Source organism: Ruthenibacterium intestinale (genome assembly GCF_040096265.1).
GTDB classification, from domain to species: domain Bacteria; phylum Bacillota; class Clostridia; order Oscillospirales; family Ruminococcaceae; genus Ruthenibacterium; species Ruthenibacterium komagatae.
In genome coordinates, this window is the sequence record NZ_JBBMFA010000044.1 from 1 (window position 1) to 20,141 (window position 20,141).

A 20,141-nucleotide genomic window follows, 5' to 3' on the forward strand; every position below is an offset into this window, starting at 1 on the left:
GTTCTTAACTTCCATTCTGCCCGGGAATTATGGGACTTTGAACTCAATTCCTGTTGCACTTAGTTTGACAATTCACTCGCTCCTGTCCGGACGCGCTTACATGCACCGGCACCGGATGACGCGCGTAATGATCCTGCGCATAGCGCAGCACCTGTGCCGGCAGGGATTCATCCGCGCAATAAAGCGGCACACACCCGTACAGATACCCCGCACAGGGCAATTCCAGCCGCCGGATGCGGATATCCGGATTGGTCACCCGCAGCGCCATGGCAGAATTCAGCGTCGCGATTCCCATGTCTTCGTGCATGGTGTTGACCACGTCCAGATTGTGGCTGGACGCAAGACGCACATGCGGGTGGATCTGCGCCAGCGCACAGCAATAGTCAAAAAACTGCCGCAGGGCATTCTCCGGGGAGCCCGTGAGCAAAATTTTTCGGTCCAGCGCACGGAAGTCCAGCGGCCCTGCCTCAGCCGCCAAAGGGTGCGTCTTGTGCATGGCCGCGTACATGTAGTCCCCCGTGACCCGGCAGGTACGGAACAGATTTTCCGGGAATGGATTGATGAGAAACGCCACATCCAGCTGGTTGTGCAGCAGTTTCCGAATGCATTCCGCTTTGCTCCACTCCTGAATTTCCACCAATACGCCCGGGTGCTGTCTTTGAAACTCCATCAAAAAATCCGGATCGCCTGCACTGGAGATTCCAAAGGCAAATCCCACCCGCAGCAGCGACCGGCGCTCCGCCGGAACCAGCAGCGCTTCCGACGCCCGGTAAATCTCCGCGATCTGCTGGTAATACGGGTACAGCAAATGAGCTGTCTCCGTGGGCTCCACGCCCAGGTGGCTGCGCTCAAACAGACGGTTGCCCAGCTCTTTTTCCAAGGCTTGAATCTGACGGCTCAATCCCTGCTGGGTGATAAACAGCCGGCGGCTTGCCTTGGAAAAGCTGCGGTCTTCGTACAACGCCAGGAAAGACTCAATGGCACGCATCTGCATAAGATCCCCTCCGTCGCTCTTTGTTTTTATCATACAACAAATTGTTGTATGGTTCAACGCAAGGTTGTTGTTTTACACCCAACCGGGCAAATGATACAATTACCATAGAAAAAAGCGTAAATTCTTGTGGAAAATGGAGGAGAGAACCATGGCTTTCCAGGTAATTGAAATCAAAAAAAGTGTGCTGGACAGCAACGACCGGGAAGCGGCTGTGCTGCGCGGCCAGCTGAAGGAAAAGGGCGTATTTCTTCTGAATCTGATGTCCAGCCCGGGAAGCGGCAAAACCACCACTCTGATGAAAACCATCCCGGAACTGGCCAAAAAATGGCGTGTGGGTGTGATGGAAGCGGACATTGACTCGGATGTGGACGCGCACACCATCAGCGCCACCGGCGCCCGTGTCATTCAGCTTCACACCGGCGGAATGTGTCACCTTGATGCCGCCATGACCAGGCAGGGTCTGGATGCACTGGGGACGGACGGACTGGATCTGGTGATTTTGGAAAACGTGGGCAATCTGGTATGTCCTGCGGAGTTCGACACCGGCGCATCCAAAAGCGTAATGATCCTCAGCGTGCCCGAGGGTGATGATAAGCCGCTGAAATATCCTCTGATGTTCTCGGTGTGCGACGCGCTTCTGGTCAATAAAATCGACGCTTTGCCGATGTTCGACTTTGACATGGATGCAGTGCGCCAGCGCGCCCTGCAGAGAAACCCGGACATTCAGGTATTCCCCCTGTCCGCCAAAACCGGCGAGGGCATGGATGCCTGGTATCAATGGCTGGACAACGAAATTCGCGCATGGAAAAATCTTTAATCCACAAGGAGGCAGAGACAATGGCTGTGCGAAAAAACATTCTGAAGCTGGCAAAGAAAATCAGCGGCTCGGTGGCAATGCTGGTCAAGCTGGATGAAAACGCCCCTGAGTACAAGGTTCTGAACTGCGTCGTGACCGACGAAATGGCCGAGGTTGCCCTTGCACTGGAACTGCGCAAACCGCTTCCGCTGGAGACCATTGCCAAACGCTGCGGCAAAACCCTGGAAGAGACCAAAAAGCAGATGGACCGGCTCACGGAGGTGGGCGTGGTTATTTTCCACTCGGAAAACGGTGTGGATGTGTTCGAGCTGCCGGTATTCGTGCCCGGCGTCATGGAAAAAATGATGAACAACCGCGCCCAGTGCGAAAAGCATCCGGAAATCCCCGCGGCATTTGAGGAGTACGCCCGCCTTCGCGGAGAACTGCTCTCGCCCAAACTTCCGGTGGGTGCGTCCCCCATGCGCGTCATTCCCATTCAGAGCGCCATTGACGGTGACAGCCACAGCGTGCCGTATGAGCAAGTCGCCACGATCCTGAACAAAAGTACGCGGTTCGCTGTGGCCGACTGCTCCTGCCGCACTTCCCGCCGCCTGCTGGGACAGGGCTGCGGACATCTGGAAAAAGATATGTGTCTGCAGCTGAACTCCGGCGCGGAATACTGCATTCGCACCGGGCGTGCCCGGGAAATCACCCGGGAAGAGGCCTTTGAGATCATCCGTAAGGCCGAGGAGAACGGTCTGATGCACTCCGTTCCCAACATTGACGGTGGGGAGACCTATGCCATCTGCAACTGCTGCGGCTGCGGCTGCTATGCCGTGCGCAATGCGGCCTACTACAATGCGCCGGACATGGTGCGTTCCAACTATGTGGCGCAGACAGACAGCGAAAAGTGTGTTGCCTGCGGACAGTGCGTGGAAAACTGCCCGGTCAACGCGCTGAAGCTGGGTCAAAAGCTGTGTGAGACCCCCAAACAGCCGGAGATGCTCTCTCCACGTGATCATGTGTGGACCGACAAGCACTGGAACGTAAACTACCGCGAAACGCGTGAAGATGTGACTCCGGAGGGCACCGCTCCCTGCAAGACCGCCTGCCCCGCACACATCGCCGTACAGGGATACATCAAGCTGGCATCCCAGGGCCGGTACCGGGAAGCGCTGGAGCTCATCAAAAAAGAGAACCCCTTCCCCGCTGTGTGCGGCCGCATCTGCCCCCGCAGCTGTGAGAGTGCCTGCACACGCGGCGGCCTGGACGAACCGGTGGCCGTGGACGAAATCAAAAAATTCATCGCCGATCAGGAATTGAACGCCGAACACCGGTTTGTACCGGAAAAAGCGCACGACTACGGCAAATCCATTGCTGTCATCGGCGCGGGACCGGCGGGCCTCAGCTGTGCTTATTTCCTGGCGGTGGATGGCTATAACGTGACCGTATTTGAAAAAGAGCAGACTCTGGGCGGCATGCTGACCATGGGCATTCCGGCGTTCCGGCTGGGGCGTGAAATCGTCAACGCGGAAATTGATATTCTGCGGGAACTGGGTGTCGTCTTCCGCACAGGTGTGGAAGTGGGCAAAGATGTGACGCTGGATCAGCTGCGGCAGGAGGGTTTCGAGGCCTTTTATGTGGCCATCGGCGCCCAGGGCGGCCGGAAGCTGGGGCTGGAGCAGGAAGACGCACAGGGTGTTGTAGCCGGCGTGGATTTTCTGCGCTCGGTCAGTCTGGGCCAGCCCACACCGCTGTCCGGGCGCGTGGTCGTGGTGGGCGGCGGAAACGTCGCCATTGACGTAGCCCGCACGGCTGTTCGGGAAAATGTGGATTCTGTGGACATGTACTGTCTGGAGAGCCGTGAGGAGATGCCCGCGCTGGAAGAAGAGATTGCCGAGGCCGAGGCGGAATCCATCCCTGTGCACAACGGCTGGGGCCCCAAGGAGCTTCTGGTGGAAAACGGCCGCATCAAGGGCGTGGTGTTCAAACGCTGCACCGCTGTCTATGATGCCGAACACCGGTTTGCGCCGCAGTACGACGAACAGGATACCATCACAGTAGAGGCCGACTGGGTACTGCTGAGCATCGGTCAGGAAATTCGCTGGGGCAGCCTGCTGGACGGCAGCGCCGTGGAATTGGGCCGCGGCCGGACCGCGCAGGCCGATCCTCTCACCTATCAGACGGCTCAGAAAGACGTGTTTGTGGGCGGTGACTGCTTCACCGGTCCGAAATTTGCCATTGATGCCATTGCCGCCGGTAAACAGGGAGCCATCTCCATTCACCGCTTTGTGTGGGAAGGCGTCAGCATGACCGCCGGCCGGGACCGCCGGATTTATAAAGAATTCGACAAAGCCGCGGCGGATCTGGAAAGCTTTGACCGCATGCCGCGCCAGCGCCCGCTGCGCAAAAAAGAGGCCGCCGCAAGCTTTGCCGATGACCGCTGCACCTTCACCGAAGAGCAGATGAAACGCGAGACCGAACGCTGCCTGGGTTGCGGCGCGGTGCAGCTGAACCAGGAGATGTGCATCGGCTGCGGGCAGTGCACCACCAAATGCAAATTTGACGCGATTCATTTGGTCAAAAAATATCATGTGGAGTACAATACCTTCGAAGGCATTCCCCTAAAACTGACTCCCAACATGATCAAGCGGGTAGGCAAAATCGCCGTGCGCTCCGTAAAGGACGCCGTGTCCGGGAACAACGAATAAAAGGAGGCCTTCTCATGCACGAGCTGGGTCTGGTGTTTGAAATGGCCAAGGTCATTGAAGAGGCTTTGGTGGATGAAAATGTGGAGGCCGTGGATACCGTGGTAATGGAGATCGGCGAAATTTCCTCGGTGGTTCCGCATTACTTTGAATCCTGCTTTCCGGCGGCCCGGGAGCGACCGCTTCTGCGGGATGCAAAGCTGGAGATGAACATCATCCCCGCCGTGGGCCGCTGCCGGAACTGCGGCGTCACATTCCCCATTGTGGAAAACAAAGGCTACTGTCCGGACTGCGGCAGTTTTGACAAAGAACTGCTCAGCGGGCGGGAGTTCAACATCAAGGAAGTGCGTGTGCGCTGAGAAACGCGAGGGACCAAACGGTCCCTCGTTTTTATTGTGTGTTGCCGGCTGAAAAACCTGCTGATTCCGTTGCAAAAGGACTGTTCAAACCAGGCAAATGTATGTTATAGTATTATATATGCCTAAAAATGAAAGGGGGAGTTGTGTGCCGTATCGGTTGTGTAAAAATCTTGGAGACAGCATTGCTGTGCCGCAGCTGGTTGTCGCCAAACTTCCCCAGCTGGAGGATGACTGGCTTCGGGTTGCCCTGATGGTGATTGCCACCGGAGAGACCGACCCGGCCCGTCTTGCCCGCGAACTTCGCCTGAAAAGTGTTGAAAAAGCGCGGGAAGCGCTGTTGTTCTGGAAGGGCGCCGGCCTTTTGGAAAGCTGTGAAGAGAGCAATGTGCCCGCGGGAGACATTGCCGGTGCCAGCGCGGCCCGCAGCCATATGACCACACCGGAAGTGACGGCGGCAGCCCGCAACGACCCGTCCATTGCGGCACTGGTGCAGGAATGTCAGCGCCTGATGGGCGGCGTGATTACGCAGTCAGACACCAATATTCTGGTCTCCCTGTATGTGGCGGACGGTCTTCCGGTGGATTTCATTCTGCTGGGAGTGGCGCATTTTGTCTCGCTCGGCAAGCGAAGCGCCCGTTACATCGAACGCGCGCTTTTGGGCTGGCAGGCAGAGGGAATCGACACGGTGGAAGCTGCCGAGCGCTATCTCAAACTGCTGGCGCTTCGCTCGCAGCGGGAAGCCGAAGTCGCACGACTGTTTCATCTGGCAGATGCCAAGTTCACCAAGGCCGAGCGGCGTGCCATTGCTTCCTGGTACGAAGATTTTCAGTATCAGGAAGACATGATTGCCGAAGCCATTGCCTATGCAGGAGAAAAAAGCAGCGTGCGGTATGTCAACGGCATTCTGCGCGCCTGGCATTCCAAGGGCTATCAAACTGTGCGCGACGTGATCAACGACAGTTCTCTGACTGCTAAGAATGTGCAGCCCACCAATCCCAACGCCAAATCCATTCTGGGCAAAGGGCCGCGCCGCGCGCCTGTATTTAAGCAGATTGGAGGGGATTCGCCATGACCCGTCAGGAAATGATGCGCCGAGCCTTCGGCATTGTTTCAACACGACGTCAAAGGGCCGTGACGCTGGCGGACCAGCGCCGGGCGGCGGCGCGCGAAAAACTGCCGCAGTTGGAACAGCTGGAACAGCAGCGTGCACAGGCAGGGCTGCGTGCCGCGCAGCTTTCCGTAAGCGGTGCGGACCGGGCACAGATAGATCAGGCTTTGGCGGAATCCGCCGCGTGCGAGCATTCCATCGATTCGCTTCTGCGGGAAAACGGGATCGACCCCGCCCAGTTAAAGCCGGCATTTACCTGCCCTGTTTGCCAGGATACCGGCCGCCTTACCAACGGTCCCTGCCAGTGTGTGCAGGCTTTGATTCAGGAAATGTGCCAGCAGGAAGTGAACGAAGCATCCCCGCTTTCTCTTTGCAGTTTTTCCACATTTGATCTGAAGAAATATCCGGACCGCATTCTGCCGGAGCTGGGCATCTCCGCCCGGGCGCACATGGAAGGCATTTTCCACTACTGCAAAGACTATGCGGAACACTTTACACTGAAAAATCCCAATCTCTATCTGTACGGCTATGCCGGTCTGGGAAAAACCCATTTGGCACTGGCCATTGCCAATACTGTGCTGCAAAAGGGGTTCAATGTTGTCTATGTCAGCGCGCAAAACGCTTTTGACGCCATGGAAAAAGAACATTTCCGCGGTGATGAAACCAACGATACACTGACAACCTTATGCGATGCGCAGCTGCTGATTCTGGACGATCTGGGCACAGAATATCTGACGCCTTACGTCAGCAGTTGTCTTTACAGCCTGGTGAACACCCGCGTCTGCCGGCGGCTGCCCACCATCTATACCAGCAACATCGTGCTGGACGCTGACCTTCACCGCCGGTATACGGAAAAAATTGTGTCCCGGCTGCTTGGGAACTGTGAGTGCTTGAACTTTTTTGGTGAAGATGTCCGTTTGATGGACAAGTAAGTGGTTTTTACCGCGCTTTGGAGCATCCGACCCTTTGGGCGGTGCTCCTCTTTTTGTGCGGCTTTCTATTTTTCAATCAGTGAGGAGTATTTATGGAAAACAGACAGGAAAACATCATGGGCACGCGCCCGATCAACAAACTTTTGCCCAGCATGGCCTTTCCCATCATGCTGAGCATGCTGGTGCAGGCTATGTACAACGTGGTGGACAGCATTTTCGTGTCCATGGTCAGCGAAAACGCCCTGACCAGCGTCAGCTTGATTTTCCCCGTGCAGAACCTGATGATTGCCGTTTCCGTAGGCACGGCGGTGGGCATCAACGCACTGCTGTCCCGCCGTTTGGGTGAAAAGAACTATCACGCGGCCAACCGAGTGGCGAACAACGGTATTCTGGTCACTTTGCTGAGTTTTGTTGCCTTTGCCATTTTCGGTGCGCTGGGAAGCGACCTTTTCCTTGCGGCATTTACAAGCAACCCGGAAATTGCGCAGGCTGGCGCGGATTACATGCGGATCGTGACCATCTTTTCCCTTGGCTGCTTCGTGGAGATCACCATGGAGCGCATTTTGCAGGTGACCGGCAAAACCGTTTACCAGATGATCAGCCAGATGACGGGCGCCGTGGTAAATATTATTCTGGACCCGATCATGATCTTCGGCCTGCTGGGCTGTCCGAAGATGGGTGTTGTGGGCGCGGCGGTCGCCACGGTCATCGGTCAGTGGTGCGGCATGGCGGTGGCGCTGGTTCTCAACCATTGGAAAAACCATGAAGTGCGCCTTTCTTTTGCAGACATGAAGCCCCACGCACACACCATCCGCGGCATCTACCAGGTGGGCCTGCCTTCCATCATCATGCAGAGCATCGGCAGCGTCATGGTATTCGGCATGAACAAAATTCTGATTTCCTTTACCGAAACCGCAGTGTCGGTCTTCGGCGTGTACTTCAAGCTGCAAAGCTTTGTGTTTATGCCCGTGTTCGGCGTCACGAATGCGCTTATCCCCATCGTTGGTTACAACTATGGCGCACGCCAGCGCAAACGGATTACCGATTCCATTCGTCTGGCCACTGTGATGTCCACTGCCATCATGGCTCTGGGCCTGGTGATTTTCCAGCTGTTTCCTGAACAGCTCCTGCTTTTGTTCAACGCCAAGGAGGACATGCTCAGCATTGGTGTTCCGGCACTGCGCCTGATTTCGCTGTGCTTCTTGTTCGCCGGGGTCGGCATTGTGCTCTCCAGCGTATTCCAAGCATTGGGTGATGGTCTTCTCAGCTTGTGGATCAGCGTTATTCGCCAGTTGCTGCTGCTTCTTCCCGCCGCCTTTGTCTTCTCCAAGCTCGGCGGTTTGGGGGCTGTATGGTACAGTTTCCTGTTCGCGGAATGCTTCGGCTTTGCGCTGTCGCTTTTGTTCTTCCGCTATCTGTACAATAAAAAGATTCGTCACGTGGAAAGCATTCAGTTCGATTAAAAAAACAGCGTGCGCCTTTTAAGCGTACGCTGTTTTTTTAACTCCCCTTCTCCACCGAACAGGAGTTTACCAGTGCGTGACCTTTCAAAACAAAACGGCACATGGGCGTTTGCCCATGTGCCGTTTTTCATTGTAGTTCTGTCGAAAAACTTCGAGCGTTTCCTTAGTTCAGGATGACAGACTCGTCGGACGGATCGAACAGGTGCAGCTTGTTGGTGTTCAGCGCAACCTTGACGTCCATGCCGTTCTTCGCCTTGCTGGTGGGGTTCACACGAGCGGTCATCTTGTAGCCCTTATAGGTCAGGTACAGATAGATCTCGGAGCCCATCAGCTCGGAAACTTCCACGTTCGCAGTGATGGTAGCGTCTTTGTGTTTCTCCAGGAACTCCTCGTCGTCCTTGATATCCTCAGGACGGATACCGGCTTTGATGGTTTTGCCCAGATAGGCATCCAGTTTCGCGGTGTTGGCCGCGGCTTTGGCCGGGTTGATGAGCAGTTTGTCGCCGCCCAGATCCACATAGTAGTTGCCGCCCTCTTTGACCAGGGTAGCATCCAGGAAGTTCATTTGCGGAGAGCCGATGAAGCCCGCCACGAACATGTTGCAGGGATAATCATACAGGTTTTGCGGAGTATCAACCTGCTGCACAATACCGTCTTTCATAACCACGATGCGGTCGCCCATGGTCATGGCCTCGGTCTGGTCGTGGGTAACATAGATAAAGGTGGTGCCCAGTTTCTGGTGCAGCTTGATGATCTCGGTGCGCATCGCAGTACGCAGTTTCGCGTCCAAGTTGGACAGAGGCTCATCCAGCAGGAAGACTGCCGGGTTACGAACCATGGCGCGGCCCAAAGCAACACGCTGACGCTGACCACCGGACAGAGCCTTCGGTTTGCGGTCCAGCAGGTGCTCGATGTCCAGCACGCGGGCAGCCTCGCGAACGCGTTTGTCGATTTCATCCTTCGGGGTTTTGCGCAGTTCCAGACCGAACGCCATGTTCTTGTAAACCGTCATGTGCGGATACAGCGCGTAGTTCTGGAACACCATCGCGATGTCGCGATCCTTCGGGGGAACGTCGTTGACCAGACGGTCGCCGATGTACAGCTCGCCTTTGGAAATCTCTTCCAAGCCAGCGATCATACGCAGGGTGGTGGATTTACCGCAGCCGGAAGGACCGACCAGGATGATGAACTCTTTGTCTTCGATTTCCAGGTTGAAATCGGTAACAGCCTGCACATTGCCCGGATAGATTTTGTAGATGCCTCTGCAGCTAATGCTTGCCATGGGACCTTACCTCCATTGTAACTTCAATTTTGCATTTTATTGACGTCCTTGACAGACCTCTTTTGCTTTAATATAATAATAACAAGCTATTTTTCATTTGAAAATAGTAAAATATTGATGTGTGGTGAAACTTATTGCTTTTTCCCGCGGAGGAGATCTGCGGCGTGGAATTCTGCCGCGAAATCGACGCGCCCGCACCGGTGATTCTGGACGAGGCTGCCTGTGTGCTGGTGCTTGCATCCAGCGGCCGTGCGGCAGCTGTGCCCGCCAACAGCACGGCAGAGGCACTTTGGCTGGAGGCCGGTTCCCTGCTTGTGTGCCGTGGCGCCATGGAGATCACGCCCGCTTCTGATTGTCATCTGCTTGTCATTGGCTTTTCCGGTGAAGCGGCCCGCCAGGCCGGAGATAAGCTGACGGAGCCTTTGCTCTCCGACTGCAGCGCCTGCCCACTGGCTGCGCAGGAAATGAGTGCTTTGGCCGCGGCTGTCAGCCGTGGAGAGAGCGAATTGCTGCCGGCCCTGGCTTTCCGCGCCCTGTGCAGTGTGGCCCGTGCGGACGAAGCGCCCGAATCACCCGGCCTTCCGCCGCTGGTGGCGCAGGCAGTGCTGGCCATCCGGCAGAATTATGCCGGGCTTTACGGTGTGGACGAGCTGGCCCGTCAGCTGGGAGTGAGCAAAAGCCACCTGGTGCGCGTTTTTACTGCGCAAATGGGCATCGGCCCCGGACAATATCTGATCCAGACACGGCTGGATGCAGCCAAGGTGCTTCTGGCGCAGCGAGATTACAGTCTGGACGTAATCGCCAGTTTGTGCGGTTTTTCCGGTGCCAATTACCTGTGCAAAGTTTTTAAGAAACACACCGGGCAGACGCCCGGTACTTTTCGCGCGCTGCATGCAGGCGCCGCCCCTTCCCCTGCCCGTTTGTCCGAGCTGGAGAGCGCACTTTACACCTGAGGTGTACGTTTGTACAAATTAAAAGGCATTTTACGCCTAGCCAGCCGCACGCAAAGAGATTATGATAGAGGTAGCAAAGTCACGTTCGTTTGATTTTATATAATAAGGAGAATGCAGCATGAAAGTAATCGTTACCAACAGCTACGATGAGACCTGTGCGGTCATCGCAGAGATGATCCGGGATCTGGTCAATCAGAAACCCAATGCCAAGCTGGGCCTCGCCACCGGTGGAACTCCTGTCCCCATCTACAAGAAACTGATCGAGATGAACAAGGCCGGCCAGGTGGATTTCTCGCAGGTACATACCGTGAATCTGGACGAGTACTGCGGCATTCCGGGCACTCATGAACAGAGCTACCGTTATTTCATGGACACCAACCTGTTCAATCACATCAACATCGACAAGGCCAACACCTTTGTGGCCAGCGGCATGGGCGATGTGGAAGCCAACGCGCGCGAGCTGGAGCAGAAAGTGCGCGAGGGCGGCGTTGCCGACCTGCAGCTGCTGGGCATCGGCAACAACGGACACATTGCGTTCAACGAAGCTTCGGACCATCTGGTCAGCGTTGCCCACGTGGAAAAGCTGACGGAGAGCACCATCAATGCCAACGCCCGCTTCTTTGAGAAAAAAGAAGACGTTCCCACCATGGCCATCACCATGGGTATGGGTGACATTCTGGCAGCCAAAACCGTTGTGCTTGCGGCCACCGGTCTTGCCAAGGTTCCTGCCATCAAAGGTCTGGTGATGGACGATGTGATCACCACCCAGAACCCCTCTACCCTGCTGAAGCTGCATGCTGACGCAGTGGTTGTCATCGACCGCGAACTGGCGGATGCCGTCGGTTACAAGGGCTGATTGCAACGATCAAAGCGCTCTCCTTTTGGGAGAGCGCTTTTTTGTCTTGCGCCGCCGTTCAAAATGCGTTAGGATGAAACCAGAACACAAGGAAAGAAGGAATCGGTATGGAGCCTTGTCGCTATGGTATTTTAGGTGCAGGGCGGATCGCCGCCCGCTTCAGCGCCTGCTTTGAGCAGGGATTGGTGCCCGGTGCCCGTCTGTGCGCCGTTGCCTCGTCGGATCCCTTGCGCGCGGCCCGCTTTGCCGCCGAGCACGGCATCGCCCGCAGTTACGGCAGCCACGATGCGCTGCTGGCGGATCCTGAAATTGAAATCGTGTACATCGCCACCATCAATTCCATGCACTACGACTGCTGCGCCCGTGCCATCCGGGCCGGCAAACATGTGCTGTGTGAAAAGCCTCTGGTCCTCACTGCGGCCGAGGCACGCAGTCTGGCACAGCTGGCAGCCGAGCATCATGTGTTTCTGATGGAAGCCATGTGGACCCGGTTTCTGCCCGCAGTGCAAACCGCGCGCCGCTGGCTGACGGAAGGACGGATCGGACGGCTGCGCTGCATCAGTGCCAGTCTGTGCGCCAGCCGTGACCCCGCTGAATATCCCCGTCTGTTTGACCCCGCTCTGGGCGGCGGCGCGTTCTATGATCTGGGCGTCTATGCGTTTTCCTGTGCACAGTTTTTTGCCCGCGGGCGCAAGCAGACCGGCATGGTTCCGCTGTGCGTTCCCTCGGGCACCGGTGTGGACGGTTCCACCTTTCTGACCCTTTCCTATGAGGACGGGTTGACTGCCCAGCTGAAATGCAGCATTCAATTTGCGGCAGACAACAGCCTGCTGCTTTGCGGCGAACAGGGCATGATCCGCCTTGCCCCCTGGTTCAACTGGGCGCAGCGGGCTGAGCTGTACCGTACCCCTTTACCCGGGCCGCAAGGCTGGCAGGGTGCACAACCCGAGGAAGTGTTTTTGCACGAGACGTCCTGCGGCTTTGAATTTGAAGCCGAACATGCCGCCTCCTGTGTGCGGGGCGGTCTGCCCGAAAGTGACGTGATGCCCCTGGCGGACAGCATTGCCTGCGCCGAGTTGTTTGACCGGCTGGAACCTTTGCTGCATCGTGAGAACTGAACACAAAATGCCCGGTTTCCCCGGGCGTTTTTTGTGTCGTTTTTTCTTGACGAATTTGTACGCCAGGTGTATACTTTATTAGAAGTTAGCACAAGCTAACATTCTGAATTGAAGGAAGAGGATGAACTCCATGACGTTGGATAAACTTCCCATCGGGCAGCAGGCCCGCATTGAGACCGTTGGCGGTGAAGGTGCACTGCGCCGCCGCCTGCTGGATATGGGACTGACGCCGGGCACCTGCGTCACCATTCGAAAAGTGGCGCCCATGGGAGACCCGATTGAACTGCATCTGCGCGGTTATGAACTGACCCTGCGGCTGGAAGACGCGCAGAAAATCACCTTGTGCGGAGGCGACGCCCAATGATGACCTTTGCTCTGGCCGGCAATCAGAACTGCGGCAAAACCACGCTGTTCAACCAGCTCACCGGCTCCAATCAGCATGTGGGCAATTTTCCGGGTGTAACGGTAGACAAAAAAGAGGGCGTGATTCGCGATCATCACACCGGTGAGCATCATCACGGCCCTCGCAGCTGGGGACATCCCCGGCACCGGCGCAAAGACATTCCGCAGCCGGAACAGGCAGTGGTCGTGGACCTGCCGGGCATTTATTCGCTCAGCCCCTACACGGCCGAAGAGATCGTCACCCGGGACTTTCTCATTCAGGAAAAGCCCGACGGCATCATCAACATTGTGGACGCCACCAACATCGAGCGAAATCTGTACCTGTCCATGCAGCTGATGGAATTGAACATTCCCATGGTCATCGCCCTGAATATGATGGACGAAATGCGTGCCAACGGCAGTACCGTGGACATTCTGAAACTGGAACAGGAACTGGGCGTGCCGGTGGTCCCTATTTCCGCAGCCAAAAACGAGGGCATCGATGAACTGATCGAGCACGCGCTGCGCGCGGCCGAACACAAGGAACTTCCCAAACGTCAGGATTTCTGCACCGGCGCAGTACATCGGTGCATCCACTCACTGGCCCATGTAGTGGAAGACCACGCAGCCGCCATCGGTGTGCCTCCCCGCTTTGCCGCCACCAAGCTGGTGGAAGGCGATAAGCCCATGATTCAGCAGCTGAAGCTGACGGAAAACGAGCTGGAACTGGCGGAGCATTCCATCCAGGAGATGGAAGCGGAACTGGGAACGGACCGGGAAGCCGCGCTGGCGGACATGCGCTATACCTTTATTGAAAAACTGTGTTCCGACACCGTCTTCAAAAACGGCGAGAGCCGGGAGCACATGCGCAGCGTGCGCATCGACCAGATCCTCACGGGAAAATATCTGGCAATTCCCATGTTCCTTTTGATCATGCTTCTGGTATTTTGGCTGACCTTTGGCGTCATTGGAAGCTTTTTGAGCGATCTGCTCTCTTTGGGCATTGATCAGGTCACCGCCTGGGTGGACGCAGGGCTGACCGCCTACGGCATCAATCCGGTGGTCCATTCGCTGATCATCGACGGCGTGTTTGCCGGCGTGGGAAGTGTGCTCAGCTTCCTGCCGATCATTGTGACTTTGTTTTTCTTCTTGTCCATGTTGGAAGACTCCGGCTATATGGCCCGTGTCGCCTTCGTTATGGACAAGCTGCTGCGCAAAATCGGTCTGTCCGGCCGCAGCTTTGTTCCCATGCTGATCGGGTTCGGCTGCAGCGTTCCGGCCATCATGGCCACACGCACACTGGCCAGCGACCGGGACCGCAAGATGACCATTCTTCTCACCCCCTTCATGAGCTGTTCCGCCAAACTGCCGATTTACGCAGTGTTTACTGCCGCGTTCTTCCCGAAATACGGTGCGCTGGTCATGATGCTGCTGTACGTGATGGGCATGGCCATCGGCATTGTTTGCGCGCTGATTATGAAAAGCACCCTGTACAAAGGAAATCCTGTTCCCTTTGTCATGGAGCTGCCCAACTACCGTCTGCCCAGTTTGAAAAGCGTGGGACTGCTGATGTGGGACAAGGCCAAGGACTTTTTGACCCGTGCCTTTACAGTCATTTTTGTGGCAACCATTGTCATCTGGTTCTTGCAGACCTTTGACACCCGTTTCAACGTGGTGGCTGATTCGTCGGCCAGCATGCTGGCCGGGCTGGGCCGCATCATCGCCCCCATTTTCGCACCGCTCGGCTTTACCGACTGGCGTGCATCCACAGCCCTGATCACCGGCTTCTCTGCCAAAGAAGCTGTGGTCAGCACCATGGCAGTGCTGACCGGTACCAGCGTGGCCAATCTGGGAACGGCGCTCGCCGCTATTTTCACACCGCTGAGTGCCTTCAGCTTCCTGACCTTCTCCCTGCTGTACACGCCCTGTGTGGCGGCGATTGCTGCTGTGCGCCGGGAGATGAACTCCGGCCTGGCCGCCCTGTGGGTCGCCTTTGCCCAGTGCGCTGTGGCCTGGATCTGTGCCGCAGTAGTCTTCCAGGTGGGAAGCCTGCTGTTTTCCTGAGGTGTTTCCATGAATGTTCTGGACGTTGTTCTGGTGTTGCTGATTGCAGCACTGTTCGCACTGGCCGTGCGCCGAATCGTCCGCGATCGCCGCAGCGGAAAATGCTGCGGCAACTGCGCGGGTTGTTCCCATGCATGCAGCCAGAAGAAGTCATAAAAAAGCCCCGGCATCTTCCAAAGATGCCGGGGCTTTTGATTACCATGCGCAAAATGCAAGAGAGGGACTGCTTGGCAGTCCCCCTCTCTTTTTACCGCAAAACCTGGCGGGCCACCTCTTCGGCTGCATCCCGGTCTTTGCGTTTTACATACACATAGTGGATACCGGCGCTCTCCATGGCGCCGATGGTGCCAAATCGGCTGTGGCCGCCGCCCAGTATGTTATGGCCGTTGCGGTACTCGCTTTCACAGGCGATGCCTGCCTGCTCCAGTGCCCGGCACAAGGCCGACGCCTTCTCTCCGCTGGGGCCCATGTACAATTCTTCTCTCTCCCAAAACCACATACGCTTTTTCAGGCACGGCCCACGATCTCATCAATGCGCCGCAGTTCTTCCTCCGTAAAGTCTGTGTGTCCCAGCACGGCGATGTTTTCCCGGATCTGTTCCGGTCTGGACGCGCCAATCAGCACGCTGGTCACGTCGCTGTCTTTCAGAACCCAGGCCAGCGCCATCTGCGCCAGCGTCTGGCCGCGCTGTGCCGCCAGTTCGTTCAACTGACGAAGCTGCTGCCGTTTTTCCGCCGTCAGAACGGACTCTTTCAGCGACAGTGACCGCCCCTTTGCCATTCGGCTCTGGGAAGGCACTCCATCCAGATATTTATCCGACAGCAGTCCCTGGGCCAGCGGGCTGAACGCAACAATGCCCACCCCTGCTTTCTGGGCGACCGCTTTCAGGCCGTTGTCCTCAATGCGGCGGTCCAGAATGGAATATCGGCTCTGATTGACCACAAACGGGCAATGCAGTTCCCGCAGGATCTCAGCCGCACGCAGCGTCGATTCGCCGTCGTAATTGGAAATGCCCGCATACAATGCCTTTCCCTGCTGCACCGCAGAGGCCAGCGCCCCCATAGTTTCTTCCAGCGGCGTCTCCGGGTCGGGACGATGAGAATAGAAAATATCAAAATACTCGAGCCCCGTGCGGCGCAGACTCTGGTCCAGGCTGGCCAGCAATGATTTTCGGCTGCCCCAGTTTCCGTAGGGGCCCGGCCACATCGGGTGCCCCGCCTTGCTGGCAATGATCAGTTCGTCCCGGTAAGGGCGAAAATCCTTGGCATACAGACGGCCAAAATTTTCTTCCGCGCTGCCCGGCACCGGCCCGTAATTGTTGGCAAGATCAAAATAGGTCACACCGCAGTCGAAGGCAGTGCGCAGCATGGCCTGCATATTGTCAAAGGAATCAGCTGATCCAAAATTGTGCCACATTCCAAGCGAAAGCGCCGGAAGCAGAAGTCCCGAAGCTCCGCTGTGATTGTATTCCATGGATTCATAACGGTTTTCGTCCGCACAATAACCGGATACCGGCATATGCAACACTTCCTTTCTTTGTTTTATTCTACCCGATGCATCCTTCCTTGACAAGGTAAAATTCAATCTGTATTTCTTTGAAAAACACATTTCCGTTTTAAAAAGAAAAAGCGCTGAAAATGTCCGCGAATGACCGTCAAAGCTCGTTTTTTTGCATTGACAAAATTTCATCAGGCGATATAATAGGTACTATACTTTATCAAAATAAAGTATCATTTTTTTACAAAGGAGTTTTTTCACATGGCACGAGTATACAACTTCAGCGCAGGCCCTTCCATGCTGCCGCTCAGCGTATTGCAGAAAGCGCAGTCCGAACTGCTGGAATACGGATCATCCGGTCAGTCCGTTATGGAGATGAGTCATCGCAGTAGTGTGTACGATGCCATCATCGTTGAAACCGAGGCCGCGCTTCGTCGGGTTTTGAACATTCCGGACAATTACAAAGTCGGCTTCATTCAGGGTGGCGCCTCCACCCAGTTTGCCATGGTCCCCATGAATCTGATGACCACCGGTGAAGCGGATTATCTGGTGACCGGCCAGTTCTCCGGAAAAGCCGCCAAGGAAGCCGAAAAATTCGGCACGGTCCATGTGGTCGCCTCTTCCAAGGATAAAAACTTTACCTACATCCCCGACGTGGACGCTGTGGAATACAGCCCCAACGCCAGCTACATTCATATTTGTGAAAACAACACCATCTACGGAACCAGATTTACGAAGCTTCCGCAGGTGGACGGCATTCCTCTGGTGGCTGACATGTCCAGCTGCATCCTCAGCCGACCGACCGACGTGAGCAAATACGGGCTGATTTATTTCGGTGTGCAGAAAAACGTGGCTCCCGCCGGCATGGCTGTGGCCATCGTACGGGAAGATCTTCTGGAAAATGCACGCACCGATCTGGCGCGGCCTGCCATGCTGGACTATAAAACGCTGATCGATGCCCGCAGCATGTACAACACGCCCAACTGCTGGTCCATCTATATGATGGGGCTGGTTCTGCACTGGATCGAAAACGAAGTGGGCGGACTGACCGAGATGGAAAAGCGCAACAACGCCAAAGCACAGCTGCTGTACGATTATCTGGATCAGTCTTCCTTCTTCCAGAACCCGGTCAACAAAGCGGACCGCAGCATCATGAACGTTACGTTTGCAAGCCCGTCCAAAGAGCTGGATGCCAAGTTCTGCCAGGAAGCGGCTGAGGCTGGTCTGGTCAATCTGAAAGGGCATCGCAGTGTGGGCGGCATGCGAGCCTCCATCTACAACGCCATGCCGCTGGACGGCGTGCAGGCACTGGTCGCTTTCATGAAAGAATTTGAAGCCCGGAACGGCTGAGAAGAGAGGATGAAAAAACATGTATCAGGTACAAACCTTGAATCATATTTCGCCCAAGGGACTGGAACATCTGGGCGCCAATTTATTCGCACTGGACAATGAGGGCAGCAAACCAGATGGCATTCTGGTCCGCAGCGCCGATATGCACAACATGGAACTGGGGCCTCAGCTGCTGGCGGTAGCGCGTGCCGGGGCAGGCACCAACAACATTCCTGTTGCGGATTGCAGCCAGCGCGGCATCGTGGTTTTCAACACACCGGGCGCCAACGCCAATGCCGTAAAAGAACTGGTGCTGGCCGGACTGGTGCTCAGCGGCCGGAAAATTGCCCAGGGCATCGCCTGGGCACAAACGCTGATCGCCCAAACCGAACCCGTCGCCAAACTGGTTGAAAAAGGAAAAAAACAATTTGTGGGCCCGGAACTTGCCGGTAAAAAGCTGGGTGTGATCGGTCTGGGCGCCATCGGCGTGAAGGTCGCCAATATGGCCACCCACCTGGGCATGGAAGTGCTTGGATACGACCCCTACATTTCCATTGATGCCGCCTGGAACCTTTCCCGCAGTGTCAAGCACTGCGTCAATCTGTCGGACCTGGTGAACCAGTGCGATTTTATTACTCTGCACATTCCTGCTACGGCCGATACCAAAGGGATGGTAAATGCCAAACTCATCAGCCAGATGAAACACGGTGTGCGGATTCTGAACTTTGCGCGCGGCGAACTGGTAAACAACGTGGATTTGATTTCGGCATTGAAGAGCGGCCGCGTCGGCGCTTATGTATGTGATTTCCCCTGTGAAGAACTGCTGGGTGTGGAAGGCTGCGTCTGCCTTCCCCATCTGGGCGCTTCCACTCCGGAAAGCGAGGAAAACTGTGCCGTAATGGCCGCGCAGGAACTGAGTGACTACCTGCTGGATGGAAACATTCGCAACAGCGTCAACTTCCCCTCTGTTTCCATGCCGCGCGGTGAGGGAAACCGCATCTGCGTGATCCACAAAAACGTTCCCGGCATGCTGGCCGCCATCACCGATGTGGCCAACAAAGCCGGCCTGAACATCGAAAACATGACCAACAAATCCCGCGGCGATTACGCCTACACCATGCTGGATGTGACCGGGCTTGTTCCGGACGAAGTGGGCAGTGGTCTTCTGGCCCTGCCGGACATCATTCGTGTGCGGGTCCTTTAAACTGAAAAAGGCGGCGAAGGAATCTTCGCCGCCTTTTTGTTTTCATTCATGCAAAAAAGGACCGCACCCATTGGGTGCGGTCCTTTGCATAAGCGAAACTTATTTCAGCTCGATCTTCGCGCCGACGTCTTCCAGTTTCTTCTTCATGTCCTCAGCCTCAGCTTTGGCAACAGCCTCTTTCAGAGTCTTCGGAGCGTTGTCAACCAGCTCTTTCGCCTCTTTCAGGCCCAGGCCGGTGATCTCTTTAACAGTCTTGATGACCTGCATTTTGCTTGCGCCAACCTCAGCCAGCACAACGTCAAACTCGGTTTTCTCCTCAGCAGCAGGAGCAGCACCGGCAGCAGCAGGAGCAGCAGCAGCAACAGCGGAAACGTCGAACTCTTCGCAATAGGTGTCGATGAGCTCTTTCAGCTCAAGGATGGACAGGCCTTTGATCTCGTCAATGATGGCAGTAATTTTCTCAGAAGCCATGATAATACCTCCAATTTTATTTGTTGTAATTGTTTTAATTCAAAATGGGCCTTAGGCAGCAGGCTCTTCCTGCTTATCCACATAGGCCTGCATGGCGACAGCCAGGCCGCCAATGGTGCTCTTGAGCGCGCCAGCGAACATAGACAGCATGCCTTTGTAGTCGGGCAGCTTCGCGATCGCAGTCAGCTCGTCCAGGCTCATCACAGAGCCATCCATATAACCGCTCTTCATAGAGAACGCGCCCTTGGAACCCTCAGCATACTTGTTCAGAATGCGTGCGGGAGCAATGGGGTCCTCTTTGGAGATGGCAATGGCGGTGGAACCCTTCAGGGAATCCATCATGCCCTCGTACTGGGTGTCCTTAATGGCCAGACGCAGCATGGTGTTTTTCACAACCGCATACTCGACGCCAGCCTCACGCAGCTCTTTACGGAGCTTTGTGTCATTGGCCACGTTGATGCCCTTGTAATCGACCACTACGCCGGCCACAGAGCCCAACAGCTTCTCACGAAGCTCGGCAACGAAGGCTTGTTTCTCGCTCAGAATTTTCTCGCTCGGCATTTCGATTCACCTCGTTTCTCAAAAGATGGATGCTTCAAAAGACAAGCGGTGCAAAAACAAAAAGG

The 20,141-nt window shown here is 55.9% G+C and carries 20 protein-coding genes and 1 other annotated feature (1 of these 21 running past the window's edge); of the genes, 14 read left to right on the forward strand and 6 right to left on the reverse strand.

Features of this window, described 5'->3' with window-relative positions:
- Window positions 1-43 precede the first annotated feature (43 nt).
- Window positions 44-994, reverse strand: a complete 951-nt coding sequence (locus tag WMO24_RS02050; RefSeq protein WP_349214552.1) for a LysR family transcriptional regulator — start codon at window positions 992-994, stop codon at window positions 44-46.
- A gap of 148 nt (window positions 995-1,142) precedes the next feature.
- Here WMO24_RS02050 and hypB point away from each other — a divergent pair, with 148 nt between their 5' ends.
- From hypB to WMO24_RS02080, 6 genes are all read left to right on the forward strand, one after another.
- Window positions 1,143-1,811 (forward strand): hydrogenase nickel incorporation protein HypB, encoded by a 669-nt coding sequence (hypB, locus tag WMO24_RS02055; RefSeq protein WP_349214554.1) that lies wholly within the window; start codon window positions 1,143-1,145, stop codon window positions 1,809-1,811.
- Window positions 1,812-1,831: 20 nt separating this feature from the next.
- Window positions 1,832-4,501, forward strand: a complete 2,670-nt coding sequence (locus WMO24_RS02060) for an FAD-dependent oxidoreductase (protein ID WP_435413757.1) — start codon at window positions 1,832-1,834, stop codon at window positions 4,499-4,501.
- A 14-nt stretch (window positions 4,502-4,515) separates the two neighbouring features.
- Window positions 4,516-4,857 carry a hydrogenase maturation nickel metallochaperone HypA/HybF gene (locus WMO24_RS02065; protein ID WP_349214556.1) on the forward strand — a complete coding sequence of 114 codons (342 nt, stop codon included), beginning with the start codon at window positions 4,516-4,518 and terminating at the stop codon, window positions 4,855-4,857.
- A gap of 145 nt (window positions 4,858-5,002) precedes the next feature.
- Complete coding sequence (locus WMO24_RS02070) at window positions 5,003-5,929, forward strand: DnaD domain protein (protein ID WP_349214557.1); 927 nt, start codon at window positions 5,003-5,005, stop codon at window positions 5,927-5,929.
- Window positions 5,926-6,897: an ATP-binding protein gene (locus WMO24_RS02075; RefSeq protein ID WP_349214559.1), complete on the forward strand. Its 972-nt coding sequence runs from the start codon at window positions 5,926-5,928 to the stop codon at window positions 6,895-6,897. Before WMO24_RS02070 ends, WMO24_RS02075 begins: the two co-directional genes overlap by 4 nt.
- A gap of 92 nt (window positions 6,898-6,989) precedes the next feature.
- Window positions 6,990-8,360, forward strand: coding sequence for an MATE family efflux transporter (locus WMO24_RS02080; protein ID WP_349214561.1), 1,371 nt, complete (start codon window positions 6,990-6,992; stop codon window positions 8,358-8,360).
- A 163-nt stretch (window positions 8,361-8,523) separates the two neighbouring features.
- Here WMO24_RS02080 and WMO24_RS02085 read toward each other — a convergent pair whose 3' ends face one another.
- A complete protein-coding gene (locus WMO24_RS02085) occupies window positions 8,524-9,642 on the reverse strand; it encodes an ABC transporter ATP-binding protein (RefSeq protein ID WP_349214563.1) in 1,119 nt (372 codons plus the stop codon).
- 164 nt (window positions 9,643-9,806) lie between these two features.
- Between WMO24_RS02085 and WMO24_RS02090 the strand changes: the two genes are divergently transcribed.
- The 6 genes from WMO24_RS02090 to WMO24_RS02115 all read left to right on the forward strand — a co-directional run bounded on the left by WMO24_RS02090 (window position 9,807) and on the right by WMO24_RS02115 (window position 15,170).
- Complete coding sequence (locus WMO24_RS02090) at window positions 9,807-10,595, forward strand: helix-turn-helix transcriptional regulator (protein WP_349214565.1); 789 nt, start codon at window positions 9,807-9,809, stop codon at window positions 10,593-10,595.
- Window positions 10,596-10,713: 118 nt separating this feature from the next.
- Entirely contained in the window at window positions 10,714-11,451 is a 738-nt protein-coding gene (nagB, locus tag WMO24_RS02095) for a glucosamine-6-phosphate deaminase (RefSeq protein WP_349214566.1), read from the forward strand.
- A gap of 107 nt (window positions 11,452-11,558) precedes the next feature.
- On the forward strand, window positions 11,559-12,569 hold the full coding sequence (locus WMO24_RS02100; protein ID WP_349214568.1) for a Gfo/Idh/MocA family protein: 1,011 nt from the start codon (window positions 11,559-11,561) through the stop codon (window positions 12,567-12,569).
- A 130-nt stretch (window positions 12,570-12,699) separates the two neighbouring features.
- Complete coding sequence (locus WMO24_RS02105; protein WP_349214570.1) at window positions 12,700-12,933, forward strand: FeoA family protein; 234 nt, start codon at window positions 12,700-12,702, stop codon at window positions 12,931-12,933.
- Window positions 12,933-15,014 (forward strand): ferrous iron transport protein B, encoded by a 2,082-nt coding sequence (feoB, locus tag WMO24_RS02110; protein WP_349214604.1) that lies wholly within the window; start codon window positions 12,933-12,935, stop codon window positions 15,012-15,014. Before WMO24_RS02105 ends, feoB begins: the two co-directional genes overlap by 1 nt.
- 9 nt (window positions 15,015-15,023) lie before the next feature.
- Window positions 15,024-15,170, forward strand: coding sequence for a FeoB-associated Cys-rich membrane protein (locus WMO24_RS02115; protein ID WP_349214572.1), 147 nt, complete (start codon window positions 15,024-15,026; stop codon window positions 15,168-15,170).
- Window positions 15,171-15,261: 91 nt separating this feature from the next.
- On the opposite strand, the gene WMO24_RS02120 is transcribed toward WMO24_RS02115, so the two are convergent.
- Together WMO24_RS02120 and WMO24_RS02125 are read right to left on the reverse strand one after the other, a co-directional pair.
- The gene (locus WMO24_RS02120) at window positions 15,262-15,513 is read right to left on the reverse strand and encodes a P-loop NTPase family protein (protein WP_349214574.1); all 252 of its coding nucleotides are present in this window, start codon (window positions 15,511-15,513) and stop codon (window positions 15,262-15,264) included.
- Between the two features lie 8 nt (window positions 15,514-15,521).
- On the reverse strand, window positions 15,522-16,532 hold the full coding sequence (locus WMO24_RS02125; protein ID WP_349214576.1) for an aldo/keto reductase: 1,011 nt from the start codon (window positions 16,530-16,532) through the stop codon (window positions 15,522-15,524).
- A 240-nt stretch (window positions 16,533-16,772) separates the two neighbouring features.
- Here WMO24_RS02125 and serC point away from each other — a divergent pair, with 240 nt between their 5' ends.
- Window positions 16,773-17,861 carry a 3-phosphoserine/phosphohydroxythreonine transaminase gene (serC, locus tag WMO24_RS02130; RefSeq protein WP_349214577.1) on the forward strand — a complete coding sequence of 363 codons (1,089 nt, stop codon included), beginning with the start codon at window positions 16,773-16,775 and terminating at the stop codon, window positions 17,859-17,861.
- 19 nt (window positions 17,862-17,880) lie between these two features.
- The gene (locus tag WMO24_RS02135) at window positions 17,881-19,044 is read left to right on the forward strand and encodes a phosphoglycerate dehydrogenase (protein ID WP_349214579.1); all 1,164 of its coding nucleotides are present in this window, start codon (window positions 17,881-17,883) and stop codon (window positions 19,042-19,044) included.
- 99 nt (window positions 19,045-19,143) lie between these two features.
- On the opposite strand, the gene rplL is transcribed toward WMO24_RS02135, so the two are convergent.
- Window positions 19,144-19,515, reverse strand: a complete 372-nt coding sequence (gene rplL / locus WMO24_RS02140) for a 50S ribosomal protein L7/L12 (protein WP_349214581.1) — start codon at window positions 19,513-19,515, stop codon at window positions 19,144-19,146.
- 51 nt (window positions 19,516-19,566) lie between these two features.
- Window positions 19,567-20,076, reverse strand: coding sequence for a 50S ribosomal protein L10 (gene rplJ, locus WMO24_RS02145; RefSeq protein ID WP_349214583.1), 510 nt, complete (start codon window positions 20,074-20,076; stop codon window positions 19,567-19,569).
- 48 nt (window positions 20,077-20,124) lie between these two features.
- Window positions 20,125-20,141: a sequence feature (ribosomal protein L10 leader region), on the reverse strand; it runs 122 nt beyond the window's last position.

Bases quoted from the DNA above. Each gene is read 5' to 3' on its own strand.
- WMO24_RS02050 (WP_349214552.1), bottom strand. From the start codon at position 994: ATGCAGATGCGTGCCATTGAGTCTTTCCTGGCGTTGTACGAAGACCGC.
- hypB (WP_349214554.1), top strand. From the start codon at position 1,143: ATGGCTTTCCAGGTAATTGAAATCAAAAAAAGTGTGCTGGACAGCAAC.
- WMO24_RS02060 (WP_435413757.1), top strand. From the start codon at position 1,832: ATGGCTGTGCGAAAAAACATTCTGAAGCTGGCAAAGAAAATCAGCGGC.
- WMO24_RS02065 (WP_349214556.1), top strand. From the start codon at position 4,516: ATGCACGAGCTGGGTCTGGTGTTTGAAATGGCCAAGGTCATTGAAGAG.
- WMO24_RS02075 (WP_349214559.1), top strand. From the start codon at position 5,926: ATGACCCGTCAGGAAATGATGCGCCGAGCCTTCGGCATTGTTTCAACA.
- WMO24_RS02080 (WP_349214561.1), top strand. From the start codon at position 6,990: ATGGAAAACAGACAGGAAAACATCATGGGCACGCGCCCGATCAACAAA.
- WMO24_RS02085 (WP_349214563.1), bottom strand. From the start codon at position 9,642: ATGGCAAGCATTAGCTGCAGAGGCATCTACAAAATCTATCCGGGCAAT.
- nagB (WP_349214566.1), top strand. From the start codon at position 10,714: ATGAAAGTAATCGTTACCAACAGCTACGATGAGACCTGTGCGGTCATC.
- WMO24_RS02100 (WP_349214568.1), top strand. From the start codon at position 11,559: ATGGAGCCTTGTCGCTATGGTATTTTAGGTGCAGGGCGGATCGCCGCC.
- WMO24_RS02105 (WP_349214570.1), top strand. From the start codon at position 12,700: ATGACGTTGGATAAACTTCCCATCGGGCAGCAGGCCCGCATTGAGACC.
- feoB (WP_349214604.1), top strand. From the start codon at position 12,933: ATGACCTTTGCTCTGGCCGGCAATCAGAACTGCGGCAAAACCACGCTG.
- WMO24_RS02115 (WP_349214572.1), top strand. From the start codon at position 15,024: ATGAATGTTCTGGACGTTGTTCTGGTGTTGCTGATTGCAGCACTGTTC.
- WMO24_RS02120 (WP_349214574.1), bottom strand. From the start codon at position 15,513: ATGTGGTTTTGGGAGAGAGAAGAATTGTACATGGGCCCCAGCGGAGAG.
- WMO24_RS02125 (WP_349214576.1), bottom strand. From the start codon at position 16,532: ATGCCGGTATCCGGTTATTGTGCGGACGAAAACCGTTATGAATCCATG.
- serC (WP_349214577.1), top strand. From the start codon at position 16,773: ATGGCACGAGTATACAACTTCAGCGCAGGCCCTTCCATGCTGCCGCTC.
- WMO24_RS02135 (WP_349214579.1), top strand. From the start codon at position 17,881: ATGTATCAGGTACAAACCTTGAATCATATTTCGCCCAAGGGACTGGAA.
- rplL (WP_349214581.1), bottom strand. From the start codon at position 19,515: ATGGCTTCTGAGAAAATTACTGCCATCATTGACGAGATCAAAGGCCTG.
- rplJ (WP_349214583.1), bottom strand. From the start codon at position 20,076: ATGCCGAGCGAGAAAATTCTGAGCGAGAAACAAGCCTTCGTTGCCGAG.